This window comes from Enterobacter cloacae complex sp. ECL414 (assembly GCF_021869685.1).
Classification (GTDB): domain Bacteria; phylum Pseudomonadota; class Gammaproteobacteria; order Enterobacterales; family Enterobacteriaceae; genus Enterobacter; species Enterobacter kobei.
Genome location: NZ_CP091481.1, coordinates 1,449,459 through 1,468,901 on the forward strand (window position 1 = coordinate 1,449,459; position 19,443 = coordinate 1,468,901).

Annotated in this window: 17 protein-coding genes; 11 read left to right on the forward strand and 6 right to left on the reverse strand. The window is 55.4% G+C overall.

Features of this window, described 5'->3' with window-relative positions; all coding sequences use genetic code 11:
• Positions 1-8: 8 nt before the first annotated feature.
• The 3 genes from glnH to rhtA form a co-directional block, all read right to left on the reverse strand.
• Complete coding sequence (glnH, locus tag L3068_RS06745; protein WP_014883108.1) at positions 9-752, reverse strand: glutamine ABC transporter substrate-binding protein GlnH; 744 nt, start codon at positions 750-752, stop codon at positions 9-11.
• Positions 753-1,114: 362 nt separating this feature from the next.
• Complete coding sequence (gene dps / locus L3068_RS06750) at positions 1,115-1,618, reverse strand: DNA starvation/stationary phase protection protein Dps (protein ID WP_008501171.1); 504 nt, start codon at positions 1,616-1,618, stop codon at positions 1,115-1,117.
• A gap of 299 nt (positions 1,619-1,917) precedes the next feature.
• Entirely contained in the window at positions 1,918-2,805 is an 888-nt protein-coding gene (gene rhtA, locus L3068_RS06755) for a threonine/homoserine exporter RhtA (protein WP_014883109.1), read from the reverse strand.
• A 355-nt stretch (positions 2,806-3,160) separates the two neighbouring features.
• Between rhtA and ompX the strand changes: the two genes are divergently transcribed.
• Positions 3,161-3,679 carry an outer membrane protein OmpX gene (gene ompX / locus L3068_RS06760; protein WP_014883110.1) on the forward strand — a complete coding sequence of 173 codons (519 nt, stop codon included), beginning with the start codon at positions 3,161-3,163 and terminating at the stop codon, positions 3,677-3,679.
• 110 nt (positions 3,680-3,789) lie between these two features.
• On the opposite strand, the gene L3068_RS06765 is transcribed toward ompX, so the two are convergent.
• Both L3068_RS06765 and mntS read right to left on the reverse strand, forming a co-directional pair.
• Complete coding sequence (locus tag L3068_RS06765; protein WP_117580612.1) at positions 3,790-5,373, reverse strand: phosphoethanolamine transferase; 1,584 nt, start codon at positions 5,371-5,373, stop codon at positions 3,790-3,792.
• A 283-nt stretch (positions 5,374-5,656) separates the two neighbouring features.
• Positions 5,657-5,785, reverse strand: a complete 129-nt coding sequence (mntS, locus tag L3068_RS06770; protein ID WP_014831181.1) for a manganase accumulation protein MntS — start codon at positions 5,783-5,785, stop codon at positions 5,657-5,659.
• 183 nt (positions 5,786-5,968) lie between these two features.
• Here mntS and mntR point away from each other — a divergent pair, with 183 nt between their 5' ends.
• The 9 genes from mntR to L3068_RS06815 all read left to right on the forward strand — a co-directional run bounded on the left by mntR (position 5,969) and on the right by L3068_RS06815 (position 16,622).
• The gene (mntR, locus tag L3068_RS06775; protein WP_014169260.1) at positions 5,969-6,442 is read left to right on the forward strand and encodes a manganese-binding transcriptional regulator MntR; all 474 of its coding nucleotides are present in this window, start codon (positions 5,969-5,971) and stop codon (positions 6,440-6,442) included.
• Positions 6,439-7,548: an anion transporter gene (locus L3068_RS06780; protein WP_023332471.1), complete on the forward strand. Its 1,110-nt coding sequence runs from the start codon at positions 6,439-6,441 to the stop codon at positions 7,546-7,548. The genes mntR and L3068_RS06780 overlap by 4 nt, the downstream gene beginning before the upstream one ends.
• A 101-nt stretch (positions 7,549-7,649) precedes the next feature.
• Entirely contained in the window at positions 7,650-8,744 is a 1,095-nt protein-coding gene (locus L3068_RS06785) for an HlyD family secretion protein (RefSeq protein ID WP_014883112.1), read from the forward strand.
• Positions 8,741-10,312 (forward strand): DHA2 family efflux MFS transporter permease subunit, encoded by a 1,572-nt coding sequence (locus tag L3068_RS06790; protein WP_045134221.1) that lies wholly within the window; start codon positions 8,741-8,743, stop codon positions 10,310-10,312. Before L3068_RS06785 ends, L3068_RS06790 begins: the two co-directional genes overlap by 4 nt.
• A complete protein-coding gene (locus L3068_RS06795; RefSeq protein WP_023332473.1) occupies positions 10,312-11,835 on the forward strand; it encodes an efflux transporter outer membrane subunit in 1,524 nt (507 codons plus the stop codon). Before L3068_RS06790 ends, L3068_RS06795 begins: the two co-directional genes overlap by 1 nt.
• Before the next feature lie 102 nt (positions 11,836-11,937).
• Complete coding sequence (locus L3068_RS06800; RefSeq protein ID WP_014883115.1) at positions 11,938-12,978, forward strand: aldo/keto reductase; 1,041 nt, start codon at positions 11,938-11,940, stop codon at positions 12,976-12,978.
• Between the two features lie 161 nt (positions 12,979-13,139).
• Complete coding sequence (locus tag L3068_RS06805) at positions 13,140-14,516, forward strand: glycoside hydrolase family 1 protein (RefSeq protein WP_023336963.1); 1,377 nt, start codon at positions 13,140-13,142, stop codon at positions 14,514-14,516.
• Positions 14,517-14,567: 51 nt separating this feature from the next.
• The gene (locus L3068_RS06810) at positions 14,568-15,890 is read left to right on the forward strand and encodes a PTS sugar transporter subunit IIC (RefSeq protein ID WP_014883117.1); all 1,323 of its coding nucleotides are present in this window, start codon (positions 14,568-14,570) and stop codon (positions 15,888-15,890) included.
• Positions 15,891-15,905: 15 nt separating this feature from the next.
• A complete protein-coding gene (locus L3068_RS06815) occupies positions 15,906-16,622 on the forward strand; it encodes a GntR family transcriptional regulator (protein ID WP_117580610.1) in 717 nt (238 codons plus the stop codon).
• A 41-nt stretch (positions 16,623-16,663) separates the two neighbouring features.
• On the opposite strand, the gene ldtB is transcribed toward L3068_RS06815, so the two are convergent.
• Positions 16,664-17,584, reverse strand: coding sequence for a L,D-transpeptidase (gene ldtB, locus L3068_RS06820; RefSeq protein WP_014883119.1), 921 nt, complete (start codon positions 17,582-17,584; stop codon positions 16,664-16,666).
• A 222-nt stretch (positions 17,585-17,806) separates the two neighbouring features.
• Between ldtB and L3068_RS06825 the strand changes: the two genes are divergently transcribed.
• Positions 17,807-19,402, forward strand: a complete 1,596-nt coding sequence (locus tag L3068_RS06825; RefSeq protein ID WP_014883120.1) for an ABC-F family ATPase — start codon at positions 17,807-17,809, stop codon at positions 19,400-19,402.
• Positions 19,403-19,443: the final 41 nt, after the last annotated feature.

The window sequence follows — 19,443 nt, forward strand, 5'->3', positions numbered from 1 at the left end:
AGGTGAAATTATTTAGGCTCAGTACCGAACCATTTTTTGTAGATTTCGTTATACGTGCCGTTCTCTTTCAGCGTTTTCAGCGCGCCGTTCACTTTCGTGCGCAGATCGTCGCTGCCTTTCGGGAATGCGATACCGTACTGCTGTGCTTCCAGAGAGTCGCCTACCGCTTTGAACTTGCCGTTACCTGCGGTTTTGATGAAGTACAGGATGTTCGGTGTGTCGTGCAGAACAGCGTCAGCACGGTTGGTGCCGAGTTCCATGTACGCGTTGTCGATGTTCGGGAACTGACGCAGGTCTTTGGTTTTAATGTTCGCTTTTGCGTAATCCACGGAACCGGTACCGCCCTTCACTGCGACAACTTTACCGTCGAGGTCTTTCACGCTTTTGACGTCATTGTTATCGGCTTTGACCATGACCAGCAGACCACTTTTGTAGTAACCGTCAGAGAAGTCGATCGCTTTTTTACGCTCTTCGGTGATGGTGATACCCGCCAGGGCCAGATCAACGTTTTTGGTTTGCAGTGCCGGGATGATGCCGCTGAAGTCCATTGGCTTCAGGGTGTAATCCAGTTTGAGTTCTTTTGCGATAGCGGCCCACAAATCAACATCGAAGCCAACGTATTTATCACCCTGTTTGAATTCAAACGGAACGAACGCCGTGTCGGTCGCCACAACCAGTTTGTCGGCAGCCTGAGAGGACACCGCAAAAGCCAGGGTAAGTGCAGCCAGTGAAACTTTTAATACAGACTTCATAGCATTTCCTTTTATATCCACGGGGCGATCCCCTGAGAGAACGACAGGCACAATGAAAAAATCGTGCCAACTTTACAAGCTGTTGTTTTGCAAAGGGGATGGAGTCATGCATTGCACAAAAAACGGGGCAATGATGTTGTGTTGCACCATGATGGAGCACCATTTTGGTGCGCGTCGTTTGGCTCAACTAACGGGGAGATATTTAGCGTAAATTCTGACGAAAAAACAATCTTCCATTAACGGTTGTGTGAGGTGATTATTACAATTTCTTCACTTTTGCACCGTATCAGGCCAAAAGTGTGCACCATAGATGTGCAAAACCCTCACCGGAAGGCGAGGGTTCGATAGAAAAATCGTATGGATTACTCGATGTTAGATTCGATAAACCACAGGAACTGATCCAGATCGCGGGAGGCGGCGGTGAAGATATCTGCCGTATCCTCATCTTTGGCTTCGCTAATCGCTTTGCGCACGTCATTGGCCACAATCGCGTAACGGTCTGCCAGTTCTTTCAGGTGATCCTGAACGGTATGGATATCCAGCGGGTAGCTTTTCAGTGGCGTTTTACTGTTAATCACCTGCGTGGTACCCAGCGCAACACCACCCAACTGTACGGCACGTTCAGCCATCGTATCGAGGTGTGTCACCAGTGCTGTGCGGAAGCCATCCAGCATTTCATGAACGGCAATAAAGTTTGCACCGCGCATATTCCAGTGGGCCTGTTTGGTGATCAGCGAAAGATCGATGAACTGGATCACCTGGCGATTCAGCAACTCAATGGTCGCTTTTTTGTCGCTATCCGATACATCGTTACGGGTATAAAGCAGATTAGACGCTTTCGTTTTCACCAGTTTAGCGGTACTCATAATCTCATATCCTCTTGATGTTAATGTCCCAGGTAATTACGGAACTAAGTATAGCACCGGATTTTTTCTCTGCGGTCTGGCTGTGCCTATCGGTTTAATAGCAAGAAGGAGGTTGATAATATAATTTACTGATATAAATAGATTATTTTAGAGTTGATACAGATCAATCTTAATTGAGGACAGAGAAAACAGGCCCGGCAGGATATTTCGATAATATGACAAAGTATGTAAGAAATTATAACGCCTGACGATCTGGCCTTTATTCTGCATGGCCAGAAAGCCATACAGAATATATGGCATCAGTTGATGTCGATTTTCTCAACTTTGGGTTCCGGGCGCATGGTGAGCGTTGACCCCATTGAGGCTGCAATAATAGAGCAGAGTGCCAGCGTCTGGGTAAACGTCAGCGTTTCGCCAAGGAATACCATTCCGGAGATTGCCGCCAGGGCAGGCTCCATGCTCATCAGGGTGCCAAAAATGCGTGTCGGCAGACGCGTCAGGGCGATCATCTCCAGAGAATAGGGGAGCGCCGTTGAGAGCACTGCGACCGCCAGCCCAATGGGCATAACTGACCATTGCCAGATAGACGCCGTGGCCTGCGCCATACCGATCGGCACAAAAACGATAGCCGCAATCACGGAACCCAGGGCGACCGTTGCCGGGCCATGTTCTTCGCCTGCGCGCTGCCCGGTGAGGATATAAACGGCCCAGCAGGCACCGGCTCCGAGAGCCAGCGCGGCACCCGTAAGATCAATCTCAGTGACATTCTGGCCGAGCGGCAACAGGAACCATAAGCCCAGCACCGCTAATACGACCCAGATAAAATCCACCGGACGACGGGAAGAGAAAAGTGCCACCGCCAGCGGACCGGTAAACTCCAGCGCGACGGCGATCCCGAGGGGGATGGTCTGGATGGAGAGGTAGAACATATAGTTCATCGCCCCAAGGGACAGACCATAAAACAGCAGGGGGAGACGTTGCTCTTTTTTGAAGCGCAGACGCCAGGGTTTGAAAATGGCAACCAGTATCGCCGTGCCCAGCACGATACGCAGGGCCGTCACCCCGGGTGCCCCTACCAGTGGAAAGAGCGATTTTGCCAGCGAGGCACCGCTTTGAATGGACAACATGGCAATGAGTATGACTGCTACCGGCAACCAGACCGACGACGTGCGGGATAACCCAGGCATCCTTTCTCCTGTCAGCTTCTGTCAAATGAAGTAAAGGTTGCAGTGTAAAGGAAATATACAGCGACGGTTGAGACTCTGTTGAAAAAAAAGCCCCATCAAATCCGTAAAATGGTTAACTACTGCTGGATTAATCGCCTTAAAGATTAGGAATAATCTGGATGAATGTAACAGCACAGACGCGCAATATGGGCGTTTTGTAGGAAAAATCGCATGTGATTTGAAAGAGTTAGCTGAGGTTGGAAACGTTCTGTTACAGGAAAGACCTCGTTAGACATCACGAATCACAAAGAGTTTCGCAAAATTTTTTGATATATTTAAAACTTACGGACTTACTTGAAGCACATTTGAGGTGGTTATGAAAAAAATTGCATGTCTTTCAGCACTGGCCGCTGTACTGGCTGTTTCCGCAGGTACCGCTGTAGCGGCTACTTCTACTGTAACCGGTGGTTACGCTCAGAGCGATATGCAGGGCGTAATGAACAAAACTAACGGTTTCAACCTGAAGTATCGTTACGAGCAGGATAACAACCCGCTGGGCGTGATCGGTTCTTTCACCTACACCGAGAAAGATCGTACTGAAAACGGCGCGTACAACAAAGGCCAGTACTACGGTATCACTGCTGGTCCAGCTTACCGTCTGAATGACTGGGCAAGCATCTACGGTGTTGTAGGTGTTGGCTACGGTAAATTCCAGCAGACCGAAAACCAGGGTCTGAACCGCACTGCAAGCACCAGCGACTACGGCTTCTCCTATGGCGCAGGCCTGCAGTTCAACCCAATCCAGGACGTTGCTCTGGACTTCTCCTATGAGCAGAGCCGTATCCGCAACGTTGACGTTGGCACCTGGATCGCGGGCGTAGGTTACCGCTTCTAATCACTCCGGTGATCGAATAAAAAATCCGCCCAATGTGGCGGATTTTTTTTGTTTGTTCCCTCTCCACGTGGGAGAGGGTCAGGGTGAGGGCATCAGTCTGACGGCAGAAATCACTTACTCTTAATATCAAAAATATCCGTACCCAGATGGTTATAGTCAACTTTCTGTAACTTGAAGTTGGTAACGTACACTGGGGGCGCTTTCTTGTTGGAGATAAACGGATACGCATTTTTTATCTCTTCGGCTTTAATCCCCGTCCACTGAGAGAAGAACTGCAGGAAATCATTCGCCGAACGGCGCGCTTTAATCACGCGATGCGTTTTATCATCACTTGACAGCACCATAAACGGGACCTGGAAGTTCTGCTGGAACTTGTCGTCATGGGCCAGGTATTGCACTTCTTTGCCACGCTCTTTAAACGCCAGCCCGTGATCCGAGAAATAGACCACAGAGAAACTGTCGCCCGTATTGCGCAGCTGATCGTACAGCTTGCTGAGCAGATCGTCGGTTTGCGTCATGGTATAGAGATAACAAGAGGTCTCTTTGGACTGCACGAAATCCGCGTATTTCCCGTCAGTGCGATCGCAGGCCTGCGGGTGTGAGCCCATCAGGTGAAGGACAATCAGCTGAGGCTGGGTGCGTGGGGTGGCAAACACCTGCGCCGTCATCTTCAGCAGCGCCTCGTCTTTCGTATTTTTGTCGGCCTCAAAGTCACCGCTCTTCAGGAACTGCACTTCGTCAGCACGCTTCGCAATACTGGCGATGGCCGTATCGTATTCGCCAATTTGCCCCTGATTAGAGAACCACCATGTCTGGAAACCTGCGCGGTTTGCCAGGGTAACAAAGTTATCCTGGTACTGGGGTTTGCCCTCTACCACACGGTTTAGCGTCAGACCCAGCGATTTCTGCGTCGAGCCACTGGCCGCGACATAATCAGTAAACAGGGTGCCATTGACCGAGCTGGCAAACGGCGTGTTATTCCAGTGTCCGCCGAATGCGCCCATTGCGTCGCGACGGGCACTCTCGCCGATCACTACCACGTAGGTATGGTATTTCGGCTTCACCGCCAGCACGTTCCAGGCGTCTTTCTTATTGGAAAGTTCAGCCATGCGGGCCTGCTCGTCGAGCACTTCTCTGTTATTCACGACAACGTCTTTCACGAAGCGGAAAACCGGATAACCAACGTTAATGAGCCTTAACTTACCGTCCCAGGGAATATTCTGGATGGGGGCGACGAACGCCACGGCAATACTGAATACCAGACAAAGAATTTCGATCTTGCCCCAGGACTTTTTCTCAACTGACTGACGGCGGAGGGCAATAACCCCCAGTGCGAAGATAAAGAGCCCTACCACGTAGCTGTACCACGGGAAGATGGTCAGGATCTCCGTCGACTCTTCCATATTGGTCGAGTGCAGCGCGAGCAGGGTATTAAAGTTTGGCGAGCCATAAGCCTGGCCAAACGGGAAATAGAGGGCAGCGACCAGCGAACAGATTCCAATCAGCGTTTTTTGCACGCGCGGAGCGGCCCGCCACAGCACATGCAGAATGCAGGTGAACGCCACCGCATACAGCAGACTGAAGGGATAGCCTAGTGCAAAGTTAATCAGCAATGACTGCAAAAAGTAAAACGCCGTCCACGGGCTTAAGGCCCGGCTACGGGTAACGACAGAATCTATCAGGGTTAAATTCATAGGTCACTATCATGGATAAAAACGCCATGTGCTCACCCTGGCGTCAAGGGTCATAACCTGCCTGACAGTGCGTAGAAAGGGAATGAGGGTCCGCTTCAGCGAGCCGCAAATAGTGCAGGGCTGCAAGAAGATAGTGCGAGCGCAAAATAATAGCAACAGTTGCTCAACAGATGTTTTGCGAAGAGGATTGCAAATCCGTAAAAAAGATCGGGAATAGGGCGGCCGGGAGCCAGTTTACAGCGGGAATGTGACGCAGAGATGAAGCGGCGTACCGCAACGCCGCTTAGTGGGAAGGTTTGTCGTCCTGATGCGGTTTGTTGTTAAACATATCGCACAGCATGTTCAACAGCATCAAGCGCACTTTAAAGGGAGAGTGGGTAAACACGGTCATACACCTCTTGAATTCGTTCATAAGACCTCCTGATTTTTGATCCCTTCGATCCGTGAAGGGTGACTGCATTACATACAGATATAGCACAGGCTATATTGTATAGCTATGGCTATTTCGTTAATTTTTTGTGCTTGCAGAGGGATGGTTTACAATGTGCGCTCTCGATACCGGGCGCTGGAAGCGTCACCCCACTGAGGAAGTACAATGAACCGTCGTGCAGGTAAGCCAACAATCAGAAAAACGACGCAGCTGGTGAATGTTGAAGAACATGTCGAAGGGTTTCGCCAGGTCCGTGAAGCGCACCGTCGTGAACTGATTGATGACTATGTTGAGCTGATTTCCGATCTGATCCGTGAAGTCGGGGAAGCGCGGCAGGTCGATATGGCCGCCAGACTGGGGGTATCACAGCCGACAGTGGCTAAAATGTTAAAACGTCTGGCTTCGGTGGGCTTAATTGAAATGATCCCCTGGCGCGGTGTATTTCTGACGCCGGAAGGGGAGAAGCTTGCGCAGGAGAGCCGCGAGCGTCACCAGTTGGTCGAGAACTTTTTACTGGTACTGGGCGTTAGCCCGGAGATTGCCCGCCGGGATGCGGAAGGAATGGAGCACCACGTAAGTGAAGAGACGCTGGTGAAGTTTCGTGAATTTACCCTTAAATACGGTCCCTCCGCTGAATGAAAATCCCCGGACTGCATGCCCTGGCACGCGATCGTTTCTTCCATCTCTTATTAATCATTGGCGCAGGGTTAAGCCTCTTTGTGCCGTTTGCGCCCCGCGCCTGGGTTGCCGCCATTGACTGGCGCACCATCATTACCCTGAGTGGGTTAATGATGCTGACCAAAGGGGTTGAGCTGAGCGGCTATTTTGACGTGCTGGGCCGTAAAATGGTGCGCCGTTTTGCCACCGAGCGCAGGCTGGCGCTGTTTATGGTCTTCTCCGCTGCGGTGCTGTCGACGTTTCTGACCAACGATGTGGCACTGTTTATCATCGTGCCCCTCACGCTGACGCTACGCAGGCTTTGCGAGATCCCGGTCAGCCGGCTGATCATCTTTGAAGCGCTGGCCGTGAACGCCGGTTCTCTGTTGACCCCTATCGGCAACCCGCAAAATATCCTGCTCTGGGGGCGGTCCGGCCTGTCGTTTGCCGCCTTTACCTGGCAAATGGCCCCGCTGGCACTGGTGATGATGCTGTCGCTACTGGCGGTATGCTGGTTTGCTTTTCCGGATAAAAAACTGCAGTACCATAGCGGAACCGCGGGCCCGCAGTGGCAGCCGCGTCTGGTCTGGAGCTGCCTCGGGTTGTACATCGTCTTTCTCATCGCGCTGGAACTGAAGGTTGAGCTGGCGGGTGTGCTACTGGTCGCCGCAGGCTTTGTCGTGCTGGCACGCCGGGTGCTGGTGAGCGTGGACTGGACGCTGCTGCTGGTCTTTATGGCGATGTTTATTGATGTGCATCTTCTTATCCAGCTTCCGGTGCTGCAAAACGTGTTGCACAGCGTCAGCACGCTGTCTCAGCCGGGTCTGTGGCTGACGGCCATTGGCCTGTCGCAGTTTATCAGCAACGTGCCTTCCACCATTCTGCTGCTCAACTATGTTCCGCCTGACACCCTTCTGGCCTGGGCGGTGAACATTGGCGGGTTTGGGCTGCTGCCCGGCTCGCTGGCAAACCTCATCGCCCTGCGTATGGCCAGCGATCGTCGTATCTGGTGGCGCTTCCATCTCTGGTCCCTCCCCATGCTGGTGTGGGCTGCGGCGATCGGTTTCGGATTATTCCTTCTCATATAGTGCGCAATTTGTCAGTTTTTCCTGGCAAACGTATAGCAACGTCCTAGCTTTAGTGAACGGCATAGTGTGATGCCGCTCACTGACAGGACCGTTGCTGAACTATGGCTGAAGATCAAAAAACGCCTGCTGACGAGCAGGAAAACAACAATAATGAACGTAAGCGACCGGGCAAAAAACCGTTAATTATCCTCGGCATTGTCGTGGTAGTGATGGTTGTCGTGGCGCTGGTCTGGTGGTTTTTAACCCGTAACGAAGAGACAACTGACGACGCCTTTACCGATGGCGATGTGGTGACGATTGCCCCCAAAACTGCGGGCTATGTCACCGGGCTGCACGTGCGCGATAACCAGCGCGTGAAAAAAGGCGATCTGCTGGTGGTTATCGATCCACGCGATACCACCGCCCAGCGCGATCAGGCTCAGGCTCAGCTTGGACTGGCTATCGCGCAGCTCCATCAGGCCCAGGCGCAGCTGGCGCTCTCAAAAGTGCAGTATCCTGCCCAGCGCGACGAAGCGAAAGCGCAGGTACTGAAAGCGCAGGCCGATCTGGCGAACGCGCAGGCGGAGTACCGTCGTCAACGCGGCGTCGACCCGCGGGCGACCACGCAACAAAGTATTGATTCTGCGAACGCACAGCTGCGCAGCGCGCAGGCTGCACTGGCCAGCGCCCAGGCGCAGCTGGAAGTGGCGGAGCAGGTTCAACTGCAAATTCGCCAGCAGGAAACCAACGTTGAAGCACGTGAGCGTCAGGTCGAGCAGGCGAAAGCGCAGCTCGAAACGGCCAATCTGAATCTCTCCTACACCGAAGTCCGCGCCCCGTTCGACGGTTTTGTCACCAAACGCAACGTGCAGCCCGGGACGCTGGTGCAGGCGGGCACCGCGCTGTTCTCACTGGTTTCCCCTAACGTATGGGTGGTGGCGAACTTTAAAGAGTCCCAGCTTGAACGCATGAAGCCCGGCGATAAGGTCACCGTCTCCGTGGATGCGTGGCCGGATATGGAACTTGAGGGCCACGTCGACAGTATTCAGCAGGGCAGTGGCTCACGCTTCTCCGCTTTCCCGGCAGAAAATGCCACCGGCAACTTCGTCAAAATTGTGCAGCGCGTGCCGGTGAAAATCGTGATTGATAAGGGACTCGACCCGAATAAACCGCTGCCGCTGGGGCTGTCGGTGGCGCCGAAGGTGACAGTGGAATGACGGATCATAGCCACGACAGCTGGAAACCCGCCAGTAACCCGTGGGCGGTGGCGATTGTTGTCACCCTGGCGGTGTTTATGGAAATTCTGGACACCACCATCGTTAACGTGGCGCTGCCGCACGTCGCGGGTTCGCTCTCCTCCAGCTATGACGAATCGACCTGGGTTTTAACCAGCTATCTGGTGGCGAACGGCATCGTGCTGCCCATCTCGGCGTTTCTGAGCCGGGTATTTGGCCGCAAGCAGTTCTTCTTAATCTGCATTGTGATGTTCACCGTCTGCTCGTTCCTGTGCGGGATCGCCACCGAGCTGTGGCAGATCATCCTGTTCCGCGTGATGCAGGGCTTCTTTGGCGGTGGGTTGCAGCCTACCCAGCAGTCGGTGCTGCTCGACTACTTCAAGCCGGAGGACCGGGGCAAAGCGTTTGGTCTCTCCTCTATTGCGATTATCGTTGCGCCGGTGCTCGGCCCCACGCTCGGCGGCTGGATCACCGACAACTACTCCTGGCGCTGGGTGTTCTTTATCAACATCCCGGTGGGGATCGTCACGGTACTGGCGATCTATCAGCTGCTGGAAGATCCGCCGTGGGAGAGTAAATCGAAAGAGAAGCTAACCATCGACTGGACGGGGATCGGGCTGATCGCCTTAGGGCTCGGTTGTTTGCAGGTGATGCTGGACCGGGGAGAGGATGAAGACTGGTTCTACTCAAACTTTATCCGCACTTTCGCCGTGCTGACGCTGATCGGCATCATCGGCGCGATCTACTGGCTGGTGTATGCCAGAAAGCCGGTGGTGGATCTCTACTGCCTGAAAGACCGCAACTTCGCGATCTCCAGCCTGTTAATGGCTGGGATGGCGATGATTTTATACGGCAGCTCGGTGGTGATCCCGCAGCTGGCGCAGCAGGATCTGGGCTATACCGCCACCTGGTCCGGGCTGGTGCTGTCGCCCGGCGCGGTGCTGATTGTACTCACCATCCCGCTGGTGCTGAAGCTCATGCCGGTGGTGCAGACGCGCTGGATTATCGCCTTTGGCTTTACCTGCCTGGCGGCATCGTTCTTCTGGTCACGTACGCTGACGCCGGATATCGACTTCGAAACTCTGGTGCTGTTCCGCAGCGCTCAGTCGATTGGGCTGGGGTTCCTGTTTGTGCCGCTCACCACGATTGCCTTCATCTCGATACCGAGACGGCTCAACGCCGACGCGGCGGCGCTGTTTACCATGTTCCGCAACGTGGCGGGCTCGATTGGGATTTCGCTCTCGACGGCGGCCATTACCGAGCGCTCGCAGGCCCATAGCGCGCATCTGGCGTATCACGCTTCACCGTTTAACGAGCAGTTTCAGCAGGCGATACGCGAAAGCGCCCAGGCGATCCAGAACTTCACGACTCAGGTGGGTGACCCAACCGGCATTGCCACCGGGCGGATGTACCAGACCATGATCGAGCAGTCGCGCTTCCTGGCCTACATCGACGTCTTCACCCTGCTGAGCGTGGTGGCCTTGTTACTGATTCCGTTTTGTTTGTTGCTCTCGCCGGTTAAGAGCGAGGGGAGTGCAGGAGCACATTGATGATACACAGACGTTTACACCCCCTGATGATAATGCTGCTGCTGGCTGGCTGTGCCGTGGGACCGGATTACCAGCCACCCGCGCCGCCGGCCGTCACGCACTGGAACGATAAGGGCGACAGCGGCGTGAAATCGCAAACCATCTCCGCTGCGACCAACCCGCGCTGGTGGAAAACCTTCGGCTCGCCGCAGCTCGATAGCCTCGTTGAACGGGCTATTGCCGGAAACCTGACCCTGCAGCAAACGGTGCTACGCATTGCCGGGGCACGTGAACAGATTAATCAGGCAGGCGGAGCATTTTTCCCGTCGGTTAATGGCAATCTACAGGCGACGCGCCAACAGCTCGGGCTGGAAGGCGAGCTGAAATCCCACGGCGTGTATGACCAACTGGATAATGTCGATCCAGCCCTGCGGGGCGCGTTAGGCCCGCTGACGCAGCCGATCAACCTCTACCAGGGCAGTTTCGACGCCCAGTGGGAAATTGACCTGTGGGGCAAGGTGCGCCGTCAGGTGGAAGCCGCGGAAGCCCAGCAGAAGGCGGCTATCGAGCAGCGTAACGACGCGCTGGTGTCGCTGGAAGCGGAAGTGGCGCGGGCGTGGCTACAGCTGCGCGGCGCGCAGAGCATTATCGCCACCCTGAACACCCAGATTGAGAGCGCACAGCAGACGCTGGATCTCACCGAAAGCCGTCAGCGCGGCGGGCTCTCGCCACAGATGGACGTAGAAAATGCCCGGGCGCAGCTGGGAAATCTGGAAGCGCAACTGCCGCAATATCAGGCGCAGGCGCGGCAGGCGATGAACGGCCTGGCAATCCTCCTCGGCAAGCCGCCGGGCGCACTGGATGCCGAACTCCAGTCAGCGCAGCCAATGCCTGCGCTACCGGATATCGTGCAAACGGGCATTCCGTCCACGCTGGCGCGCCGTCGTCCGGACGTGCGTGAGGCGGAGGCGAATCTTCATGCCGCCACTGCGCAAATCGGCGTCTCGGTGGCCGAGCTGTTCCCGAGCTTTACCCTCTCCGGGCAGTTTGGCCTGCGTAACAGCGAAACCAACTGGCTGACCGACTGGAGCAGCCATTTCTACAGCTTCGGTCCGCAGGTTTCTATTCCGATCTTCCAGGGCGGACGACTGGTCTCCAGCGTGAAGGTGGCGCGCGCGCAGCAGGGGGCAGCGGTGCTGGACTATCGGCAGACGGTGCTCACCGCGCTCGGCGATGTTGAAAACGCGCTGGTCAGCTACCGCACCGACCAGCAGCGTGAAGCGGGCCTCGCAAAAACGATCGACGCCCTGCAAAACGCCTTTGACTTAGCCAGCGACAGCTACCGACAGGGCATCGCCAGCTTTATCGACGTACTGGATGCCCAGCGTCAGCTCGCCCAGGCTCAGCAGCAGCGCGCTCAGGCGCAGGTGCAAAGCGCGCTCGATCTGGTGGCGCTCTACAAGGCGCTTGGCGGCGGCTGGGAGCCGTATCAGCAGGTGCAGCTCCCGGATTACAGCGTCTTTGGCGACGCCCCGCGCGGATAAATTCAGAGGATTGGGCAAGAAACGGACAGGAACGCCACATTCGCGATGACAGAGGGGCGGGTATAACTAACTGGCACCCATTCGACATGTGAGGAATGACTTATGCGTTATCAAAAACTGGGCAACACCGGTCTGTTTGTTTCTGAACTCTGCCTCGGGACCATGACCTTCGGCGGAGAAGGCGGCATGTGGGGCAAGATTGGCCAGCTGCAGCAGAGCGAAGCCGAACAGCTGGTGGGCCGCGCGCTGGATGCCGGGATCAACTTTATCGACACCGCCGACGTTTACTCGGAAGGGCGCTCGGAGGAGATCACCGGCCAGGCGCTGAAGAACCTGAAAGTTCCGCGGGAGAACGTGGTGGTCGCGACCAAAGTGTTCGGTGAAACCGGCACCGCGGGCGTGAACTCGCGCGGCAGCTCGCGGTATCACATCATCGGCAGCGTGAAGGAGAGTCTGCGCCGCCTGCAGCTGGATCATATCGATCTCTACCAGCTGCACGGCTTTGACCCTGCCACCCCCATTGAAGAGACGCTCCGTGCGCTGGATACCCTGGTACAGCACGGCCACGTGCGCTATATCGGCGTCTCGAACTGGGCAGCGTGGCAGATTGCCAAAGCGCTTGGCATCTCCGAGCGTCTGGGGTTGGCACGCTTCGCGTCTTTGCAGGCGTATTACACCATCGCCGGGCGCGATCTTGAGCGCGAGCTGGTGCCGATGATGCAGAGCGAAGGCGTCGGGCTGATGGTCTGGAGCCCGCTGGCGGGCGGTCTGCTGAGCGGGAAATACGATCGCAACGGGCAGAGCGAATCGGGCGGGCGCCGTCTGGAGTTTGACTTCCCGCCGGTCAATAAAGATCGTGCCTTCGACTGCGTGGATGTAATGCGCACGATTGCCGAAAGCAAAGGCGTCTCCGTCGCGCAGATCGCGCTGGCGTGGCTGCTTCATCAGAAAGCGGTAACTAGCGTGATCGTGGGCGCGAAACGCGTCGATCAGTTGAATGACAATATCGCCGCAACCGGGATCCGCTTAAGCGAAGACGAGCTTAAAAAGCTTGATGCCGTCAGCGCGTTGCCGGGGGAATACCCGGGCTGGATGCTTGAGCGCCAGGGGGAATATCGTCGTAACCAGCTTGCACAGCAATAACCGTCCTCTCCCCGGTGGCGCTTCGCTTACCGGGGCTACTTTCCGTAGGCATTATTTCAATCCATCTCACAAAAAACGATCCTCCCCTTTGATCACCTTTTCATCTTCGCCTATATGACTAGTCATGAAATTTAAAATGACTAGTCATATAGGGAGAGAGCATGAATACATCGCTGCCAGCCAATTTTTTATGGGGTAACTCGGTCTCCAGCATGCAGACGGAAGGGGCATGGAACGAGGGCGGAAAGGGCATGTCGGTCTACGACATTCGTGAAGCCGGGGAAAATATCTCCGACTGGAAAGTGGCGACCGACTCCTACCACCGCTACAGGGAAGATTTCGACCTGATGCAGGATCTGGGCATGAACTGCTACCGCTTTCAGATCTCATGGAGCCGTGTCTGCCCGCAGGGCGATGGCGCGTTCAACGACGAGGGGATCGCGTTTTACGACCGCTTTATTGACGATCTTATCGCGCGCGGCATCGAGCCGATGATCTGCCTCTATCACTTCGATATGCCGTTGGCGCTGGCGCAGGAGTACAACGGGTTTAACGATCGCCGCGTGATGGAGGCCTTTATCCGCTACGGCAAGAAGATGATCGACTGCTTTGGCGACCGGGTGAAGTACTGGCTGACCTTCAACGAGCAGAACATTTTCCATATGCCGGAAGCCTTCCGCATTTCCGGTTACCTGAAAGGGGAGCAAACCCTTCGCGAGCTCTATGAGTTACAGCACCATGCGATGGTGGCGCATATGTCGCTGACCGAGTATCTGCACCAGACCAAACCGGGCCAGCTGATGGGCGGCATGCTGGCGCACCAGCTGATTTACCCGGCCACCTGCAAACCGCGCGATATCTTCTGCGCCCAGCAGTACGATGAATTCCTCAACCAGAACCTGCTGCGCGTTTTTGCGGGTCAGGGTTACAGCCCGGCGGTGATGGCGGTGGTGGAGCAGGAAGGCTTTGGCGATATCTACCGCGACGAAGATTTAGCGCTGCTGGCGCGCACCAAAAACGACTTTATGGCCTTCAGCTATTACGCCAGCAAAACGCTGGACAGCGATGCCATCCCGGAAGGCACGCCGGTCAACTATTACCTGCTACACGGTGAGAAAAATAACCCGTACCTGAAAGCCACCGAGTGGAACTGGCAGATCGACCCTATGGGCTTTCGCACCATCATCACCCGCTACGCCAACGACTGGCGGATGCCGGTCTTCCCGATTGAAAACGGTATTGGCGTGATTGAGTCCTGGGACGGCGTCAACCCGATTGAGGACACCTACCGCATCGACTACCACCGGGCGCATATCGACGCAATGAAAGCGGCGATGTTCGAAGATGGCGCAGAGGTCATCGGCTACCTCGGCTGGGGGTTAATCGACATTCTCAGCTCCCAGGGCGACATGCGTAAGCGCTACGGCGTGGTCTACGTCAACCGAGAAAACCACGACCTGAAAGACCTGAAGCGCGTGCCGAAGAAAAGCTACGCCTGGCTGAAACAGGTCATTCATACCAACGGACGCGAGATGTAAGCCGTACGCTGCCGGGCCGTTTTTGTGACTGATTGATGGGAACTATCCGCTATGTCTGAAACAAAAATCACACCGCATATGCAGTCCTTTGTCGATAAATTTGTTGAGTTCTCGGCGCGCCTGGCAAACCAGGTGCACCTGCGCTCCCTGCGCGATGCCTTCGCCACGGTGATGCCGATTTTCATCCTCGCCGGTCTGGCGGTGCTGGTGAACAACGTGGTGTTCCCGTGGATTTTTGACGGCGACACGCTCACGCAGTTTAAGGTCTGGGGGGAGGCGATAATCAACGGCACGCTGAATATCGCCGCGCTGCTGCTGGCCCCGATGATTGCCTGGTCGCTGGCGCGCAATAAAGATTTCGACAATCCGGTCTCGGCAGTGGTTATCGCCGTCAGCAGTTTTATCATCATGATGCCGATGCGCCTGCAGTTGACGCCCGTCGGCAGCGAGACCACGGTGAACGTCACTCAGGTACTGACGTTCGCCAATATCGGCTCTACCGGGATTTTTGCCGGAGTGCTGATCGGGCTACTCTCAACGGAGCTGTTTATTGCCATTTCGCGGCTCAAGGCGCTGCACATTTCGCTGGGGGAAAATGTGCCTCCGGCGGTGAGTAAATCCTTTACCGCGCTGATCCCAACCATTCTGACATTGTCAGTATTTGCCGTGCTGGCAGCACTGCTGGCAAATGTGCTGCACACGGACCTGATCCATCTCATCACGACCTTTATCCAGCAGCCGCTGCGGCTGATCAACACCAGCCTGCCGGGAACGATTTTTATCTACAGCTTCGGTAACTTCCTGTTCACGCTCGGGATTCATCAGTCGGTGGTCAACAGCGTGGTACTGGAACCGTTCCTGCTGATCAACACCAACGAGAACATGCTGGCCTTTGCCAATGGCCAGCCCATCCCGCATATCATCAACAACATCTTCGTGCCGACGTTTGGCATGGTGGGCGGGACGGGCAGCACCATTTCGCTGCTGATCGCCATCTTTATCTTCTCCCGGCAGAAGTCGGCGAAGCAGGTGGCGCGCCTGTCGCTGGCGCCCGGTTTATTCAACATCAACGAGCCGGTGATTTTTGGCCTGCCGATTGTCTTTAACCTGCCGCTGATGATCCCGTTTGTGCTGTTGCCCGCGATTGGCATTTACGTTGCCTGGCTCTGCACTACGCTGGGGTTAATGTCGCGCTGCGTGGTGATGATCCCGTGGACCACGCCGCCGATTCTGAGCGCCTGGCTGGCCACGGCAGGGGACTGGCGGGCGGTGGTGGTGCAGTTGGCAATCATTGTTTTTGGTGTATTCTTCTACCTGCCTTTCCTCAAGATTGCCGAGCGAGTGGCGTTGAAAAACAGCGGGATAGAAAACTAACTGAAAGGAAGGACGATGGCGGCGAAGTACATCACCATAGCGCGGGAAATTAAAAAACGCATTATCAGCCAGCAGTACGCCGCCAACGAACCCCTGCCGGACCAGTTTGCGCTGGCGGCGGAGTTCAGCACCAGCCGGATGACCATCCAGCAGGCGATGCGCCAGCTGATTGTCGAAGGTCTGGTTTATACCCGTCAGGGGCAGGGCACCTTTATCCGCAAAAACTTCCTTCAGCTTTCCCAGTGGGATCTCTCCGGCAGCGACTATTTTGGTGCCACCAAAACCTGGGAACATCTGGGTACGGTCACGAGCCAGGTGGTGCATTTTGAACTGCGCTTCCCGAACGAGAAAGAGCAGGCGTCGCTGATGATTAATGCCGATGCGCCGGTCTATGACTTTATTCGCCTGCGTTTATTAAATGGTGAACCGATGTCGCTGGATTCAACGGTCATGCCGATGACCCTGGTGCCCGGCCTGACGAAAAGCCATCTTGACGGTTCGGTGTTTCAGTATGTTCAGGAGGCGCTGGGGCTGAAAATTATGGGGTCATACAGGGTGGTGCGGGCGCTAAAACCCAATGCGCTGGACAGGCAACATCTGGTCTGCGAGGAAACCGATCCGGTGCTGGAGGTGGAGCAGGTCATTTATCTGGAAGATGGCACGCCGCTGGAATATGCCCACTGCCACTATCGGTACGACCACGGCGGGATAGTTATCGTGAATAACGGGTAAAAAAAAGCGGGCATCGAAGCCCGCTTTTTTAATGCTCGTTATTAGTTCAAACGCACCGGCATACCGGAGCGGTTCTGCACGGCCTGGTCAACGATGGTCGTTTCCACGTCAGGCTGAGAGGTCACCGCCTGCACCGCGCTGTTCAGCGTCACAGGGACGACTTCGTTGTTGTTGATCTGGTCTTCGCTGGTAGACAGCGGGTTGTGCACTTCAATGTAACGGCTACCGTCTGGCTCAGTGGTCGCTTTTACCGGTTCGTTAATGAACTGCACGCGCGTACCGACCGGCACGTTTTCGAACAGGAACTTGATGTCGTCGTTACGCAGACGCACGCAGCCGTGGCTTACGCGCAGGCCGATACCGAAGTTGGCGTTGGTGCCATGAATGGCGTACAGACGGCCAATGTACAGCGCGTACAGACCCATCGGGTTATCCGGGCCGGCTGGCACAACGGCTGGCAGCGGTTCGCCGGCAGCGATGTATTCTGCGTGCATTTTGGCGGTAGGGGTCCAGGTTGGGCCCGCTTTCTTACGCTCAACTTTGGTGGTCCAGTTCATTGGGGTGTCTTTACCCAGCTGGCCGATGCCGATTGGCAGCACGATAACGGTGTTGGTGCCTTTCGGGTAGTAATACAGACGCATTTCGGCGCTGTTAATGACGATACCTTCATGAACGGTATCCGGCAGGATCAGCTGCTGAGGAATATTCAGTACGGTACCCGCTTTTGGCAGATACGGGTCAACGCCCGGGTTTGCTTCCAGCATGTTAGACAGGCCCAGCTGGTACTGTGCGGCGAAATACTCCAGCGGCTGAGAGTTACCTTCTGGTACCGTCACCACCTGGTTTTCGCCCACCAGACGGCTTCCGTCTGTCGGCAGGGGATACGTCACCGCAGACGCGGTCTTACAAAAACCTACTACGGCTAACGCCGCCGCAAAAAGCGTTGTTAATTTCATGTTCATGTTGTGCGAGGTATCTAAGCCATTCAGGCGATGAGTTGATAAGTCTGAATCTATGATGGGAGCGCATTATATGTGCATTCCCGCTCGCAGGGAATTCAGATGTGTACGAAATCACATTTTTTTCGATTTTGTTAAAGTTTAGTGGATTGCCGCAACACGGGATCTCAATTCGGAATTGTGGCATAATGCCGTGTTTATCACACTTTTCGCAGGAATCTCCCCGTGTTAGTTACCAGCAACGTCACTATGCAGTTTGGCAGTAAGCCGCTGTTCGAAAACATTTCCGTCAAATTTGGCGGCGGCAACCGTTACGGCCTGATTGGTGCCAACGGTAGCGGAAAATCCACCTTTATGAAGATCCTCGGCGGCGACCTGGAGCCGACGCTTGGCAACGTGTCGCTCGATCCGAACGAGCGCATCGGTAAGCTGCGTCAGGATCAGTTCGCCTTCGAAGAGTTCACCGTGCTGGACACCGTGATCATGGGGCACGCGGAGCTGTGGGAAGTGAAGCAGGAGCGCGATCGCATTTACGCCCTGGCTGAAATGAGCGAAGAGGACGGCTACAAAGTGGCCGAACTGGAAACGCATTACGGCGAGATGGATGGCTATTCAGCTGAAGCGCGTGCGGGCGAGCTGCTGCTGGGCGTGGGCATTCCTGTTGAACAGCATTACGGCCCGATGAGTGAAGTCGCGCCAGGCTGGAAGCTGCGTGTCCTGCTGGCGCAGGCGCTGTTCTCTAACCCGGACATCCTGCTTCTCGACGAACCAACGAACAACCTGGACATCGACACCATCCGCTGGCTGGAGCAGACGCTGAACGACCGCGACAGCACCATGATCATCATTTCGCACGACCGTCACTTCCTGAACATGGTCTGTACGCACATGGCGGATCTGGACTACGGCGAGCTGCGCGTGTACCCGGGCAACTACGACGAATACATGACGGCTGCGACCCAGGCGCGTGAACGCCTGCTGGCCGACAACGCCAAGAAGAAAGCGCAGATTGCGGACCTGCAATCCTTCGTCAGCCGCTTCAGCGCGAACGCCTCTAAGTCTCGTCAGGCGACGTCCCGCGCCCGTCAGATCGACAAAATCAAGCTGGAAGAAGTCAAAGCTTCCAGCCGTCAGAACCCGTTCATCCGCTTCGAGCAGGACAAGAAACTGTTCCGTAACGCGCTGGAAGTGGAAGCCCTTACCAAAGGCTTCGATGAAGGTCCGCTGTTTAAAAACTTCAACCTGCTGCTGGAAGTGGGCGAGAAGATTGCCATTCTGGGTGCCAACGGCGTGGGTAAATCCACCATGCTGAAAACCCTGGTTGGTGAACTGCAGCCGGACAACGGCACCGTGAAGTGGTCAGAAAACGCGCAGATTGGTTACTACGCGCAGGACCATGAATACGAGTTCGAAAACGACCTGACCGTCTTTGACTGGATGAGCCAGTGGAAGCAGGAAGGCGACGACGAGCAGGCGGTGCGTAGCATTCTGGGTCGTCTGCTGTTCAGTCAGGACGACATCAAAAAGCCGGCGAAAGTGCTGTCCGGTGGTGAAAAGGGCCGCATGCTGTTCGGCAAGCTGATGATGGAAAAACCCAATATCCTGGTAATGGACGAACCGACTAACCACCTGGATATGGAATCTATCGAATCGCTGAACATGGCGCTGGAGATGTATCAGGGCACGCTGATCTTCGTTTCTCACGACCGTGAATTCGTCAGCTCGCTGGCGACCCGCGTGATCGAAATTACGCCAGAGCGCGTGGTTGACTTCACCGGTAACTACGAAGATTACCTGCGCAGCAAAGGTATCGAGAGTTAAAAAAAGCCGGGTGGCGGCTTCGCCTTACCCGGCCTACGTTC

Excerpts from the sequence above, each read along its gene's own strand:
- glnH (WP_014883108.1), bottom strand. The coding sequence starts at position 752 with ATGAAGTCTGTATTAAAAGTTTCACTGGCTGCACTTACCCTGGCTTTT.
- dps (WP_008501171.1), bottom strand. The coding sequence starts at position 1,618 with ATGAGTACCGCTAAACTGGTGAAAACGAAAGCGTCTAATCTGCTTTAT.
- rhtA (WP_014883109.1), bottom strand. The coding sequence starts at position 2,805 with ATGCCTGGGTTATCCCGCACGTCGTCGGTCTGGTTGCCGGTAGCAGTC.
- ompX (WP_014883110.1), top strand. The coding sequence starts at position 3,161 with ATGAAAAAAATTGCATGTCTTTCAGCACTGGCCGCTGTACTGGCTGTT.
- L3068_RS06765 (WP_117580612.1), bottom strand. The coding sequence starts at position 5,373 with ATGAATTTAACCCTGATAGATTCTGTCGTTACCCGTAGCCGGGCCTTA.
- mntS (WP_014831181.1), bottom strand. The coding sequence starts at position 5,785 with ATGAACGAATTCAAGAGGTGTATGACCGTGTTTACCCACTCTCCCTTT.
- mntR (WP_014169260.1), top strand. The coding sequence starts at position 5,969 with ATGAACCGTCGTGCAGGTAAGCCAACAATCAGAAAAACGACGCAGCTG.
- L3068_RS06780 (WP_023332471.1), top strand. The coding sequence starts at position 6,439 with ATGAAAATCCCCGGACTGCATGCCCTGGCACGCGATCGTTTCTTCCAT.
- L3068_RS06785 (WP_014883112.1), top strand. The coding sequence starts at position 7,650 with ATGGCTGAAGATCAAAAAACGCCTGCTGACGAGCAGGAAAACAACAAT.
- L3068_RS06790 (WP_045134221.1), top strand. The coding sequence starts at position 8,741 with ATGACGGATCATAGCCACGACAGCTGGAAACCCGCCAGTAACCCGTGG.
- L3068_RS06795 (WP_023332473.1), top strand. The coding sequence starts at position 10,312 with ATGATACACAGACGTTTACACCCCCTGATGATAATGCTGCTGCTGGCT.
- L3068_RS06800 (WP_014883115.1), top strand. The coding sequence starts at position 11,938 with ATGCGTTATCAAAAACTGGGCAACACCGGTCTGTTTGTTTCTGAACTC.
- L3068_RS06805 (WP_023336963.1), top strand. The coding sequence starts at position 13,140 with ATGAATACATCGCTGCCAGCCAATTTTTTATGGGGTAACTCGGTCTCC.
- L3068_RS06810 (WP_014883117.1), top strand. The coding sequence starts at position 14,568 with ATGTCTGAAACAAAAATCACACCGCATATGCAGTCCTTTGTCGATAAA.
- L3068_RS06815 (WP_117580610.1), top strand. The coding sequence starts at position 15,906 with ATGGCGGCGAAGTACATCACCATAGCGCGGGAAATTAAAAAACGCATT.
- ldtB (WP_014883119.1), bottom strand. The coding sequence starts at position 17,584 with ATGAACATGAAATTAACAACGCTTTTTGCGGCGGCGTTAGCCGTAGTA.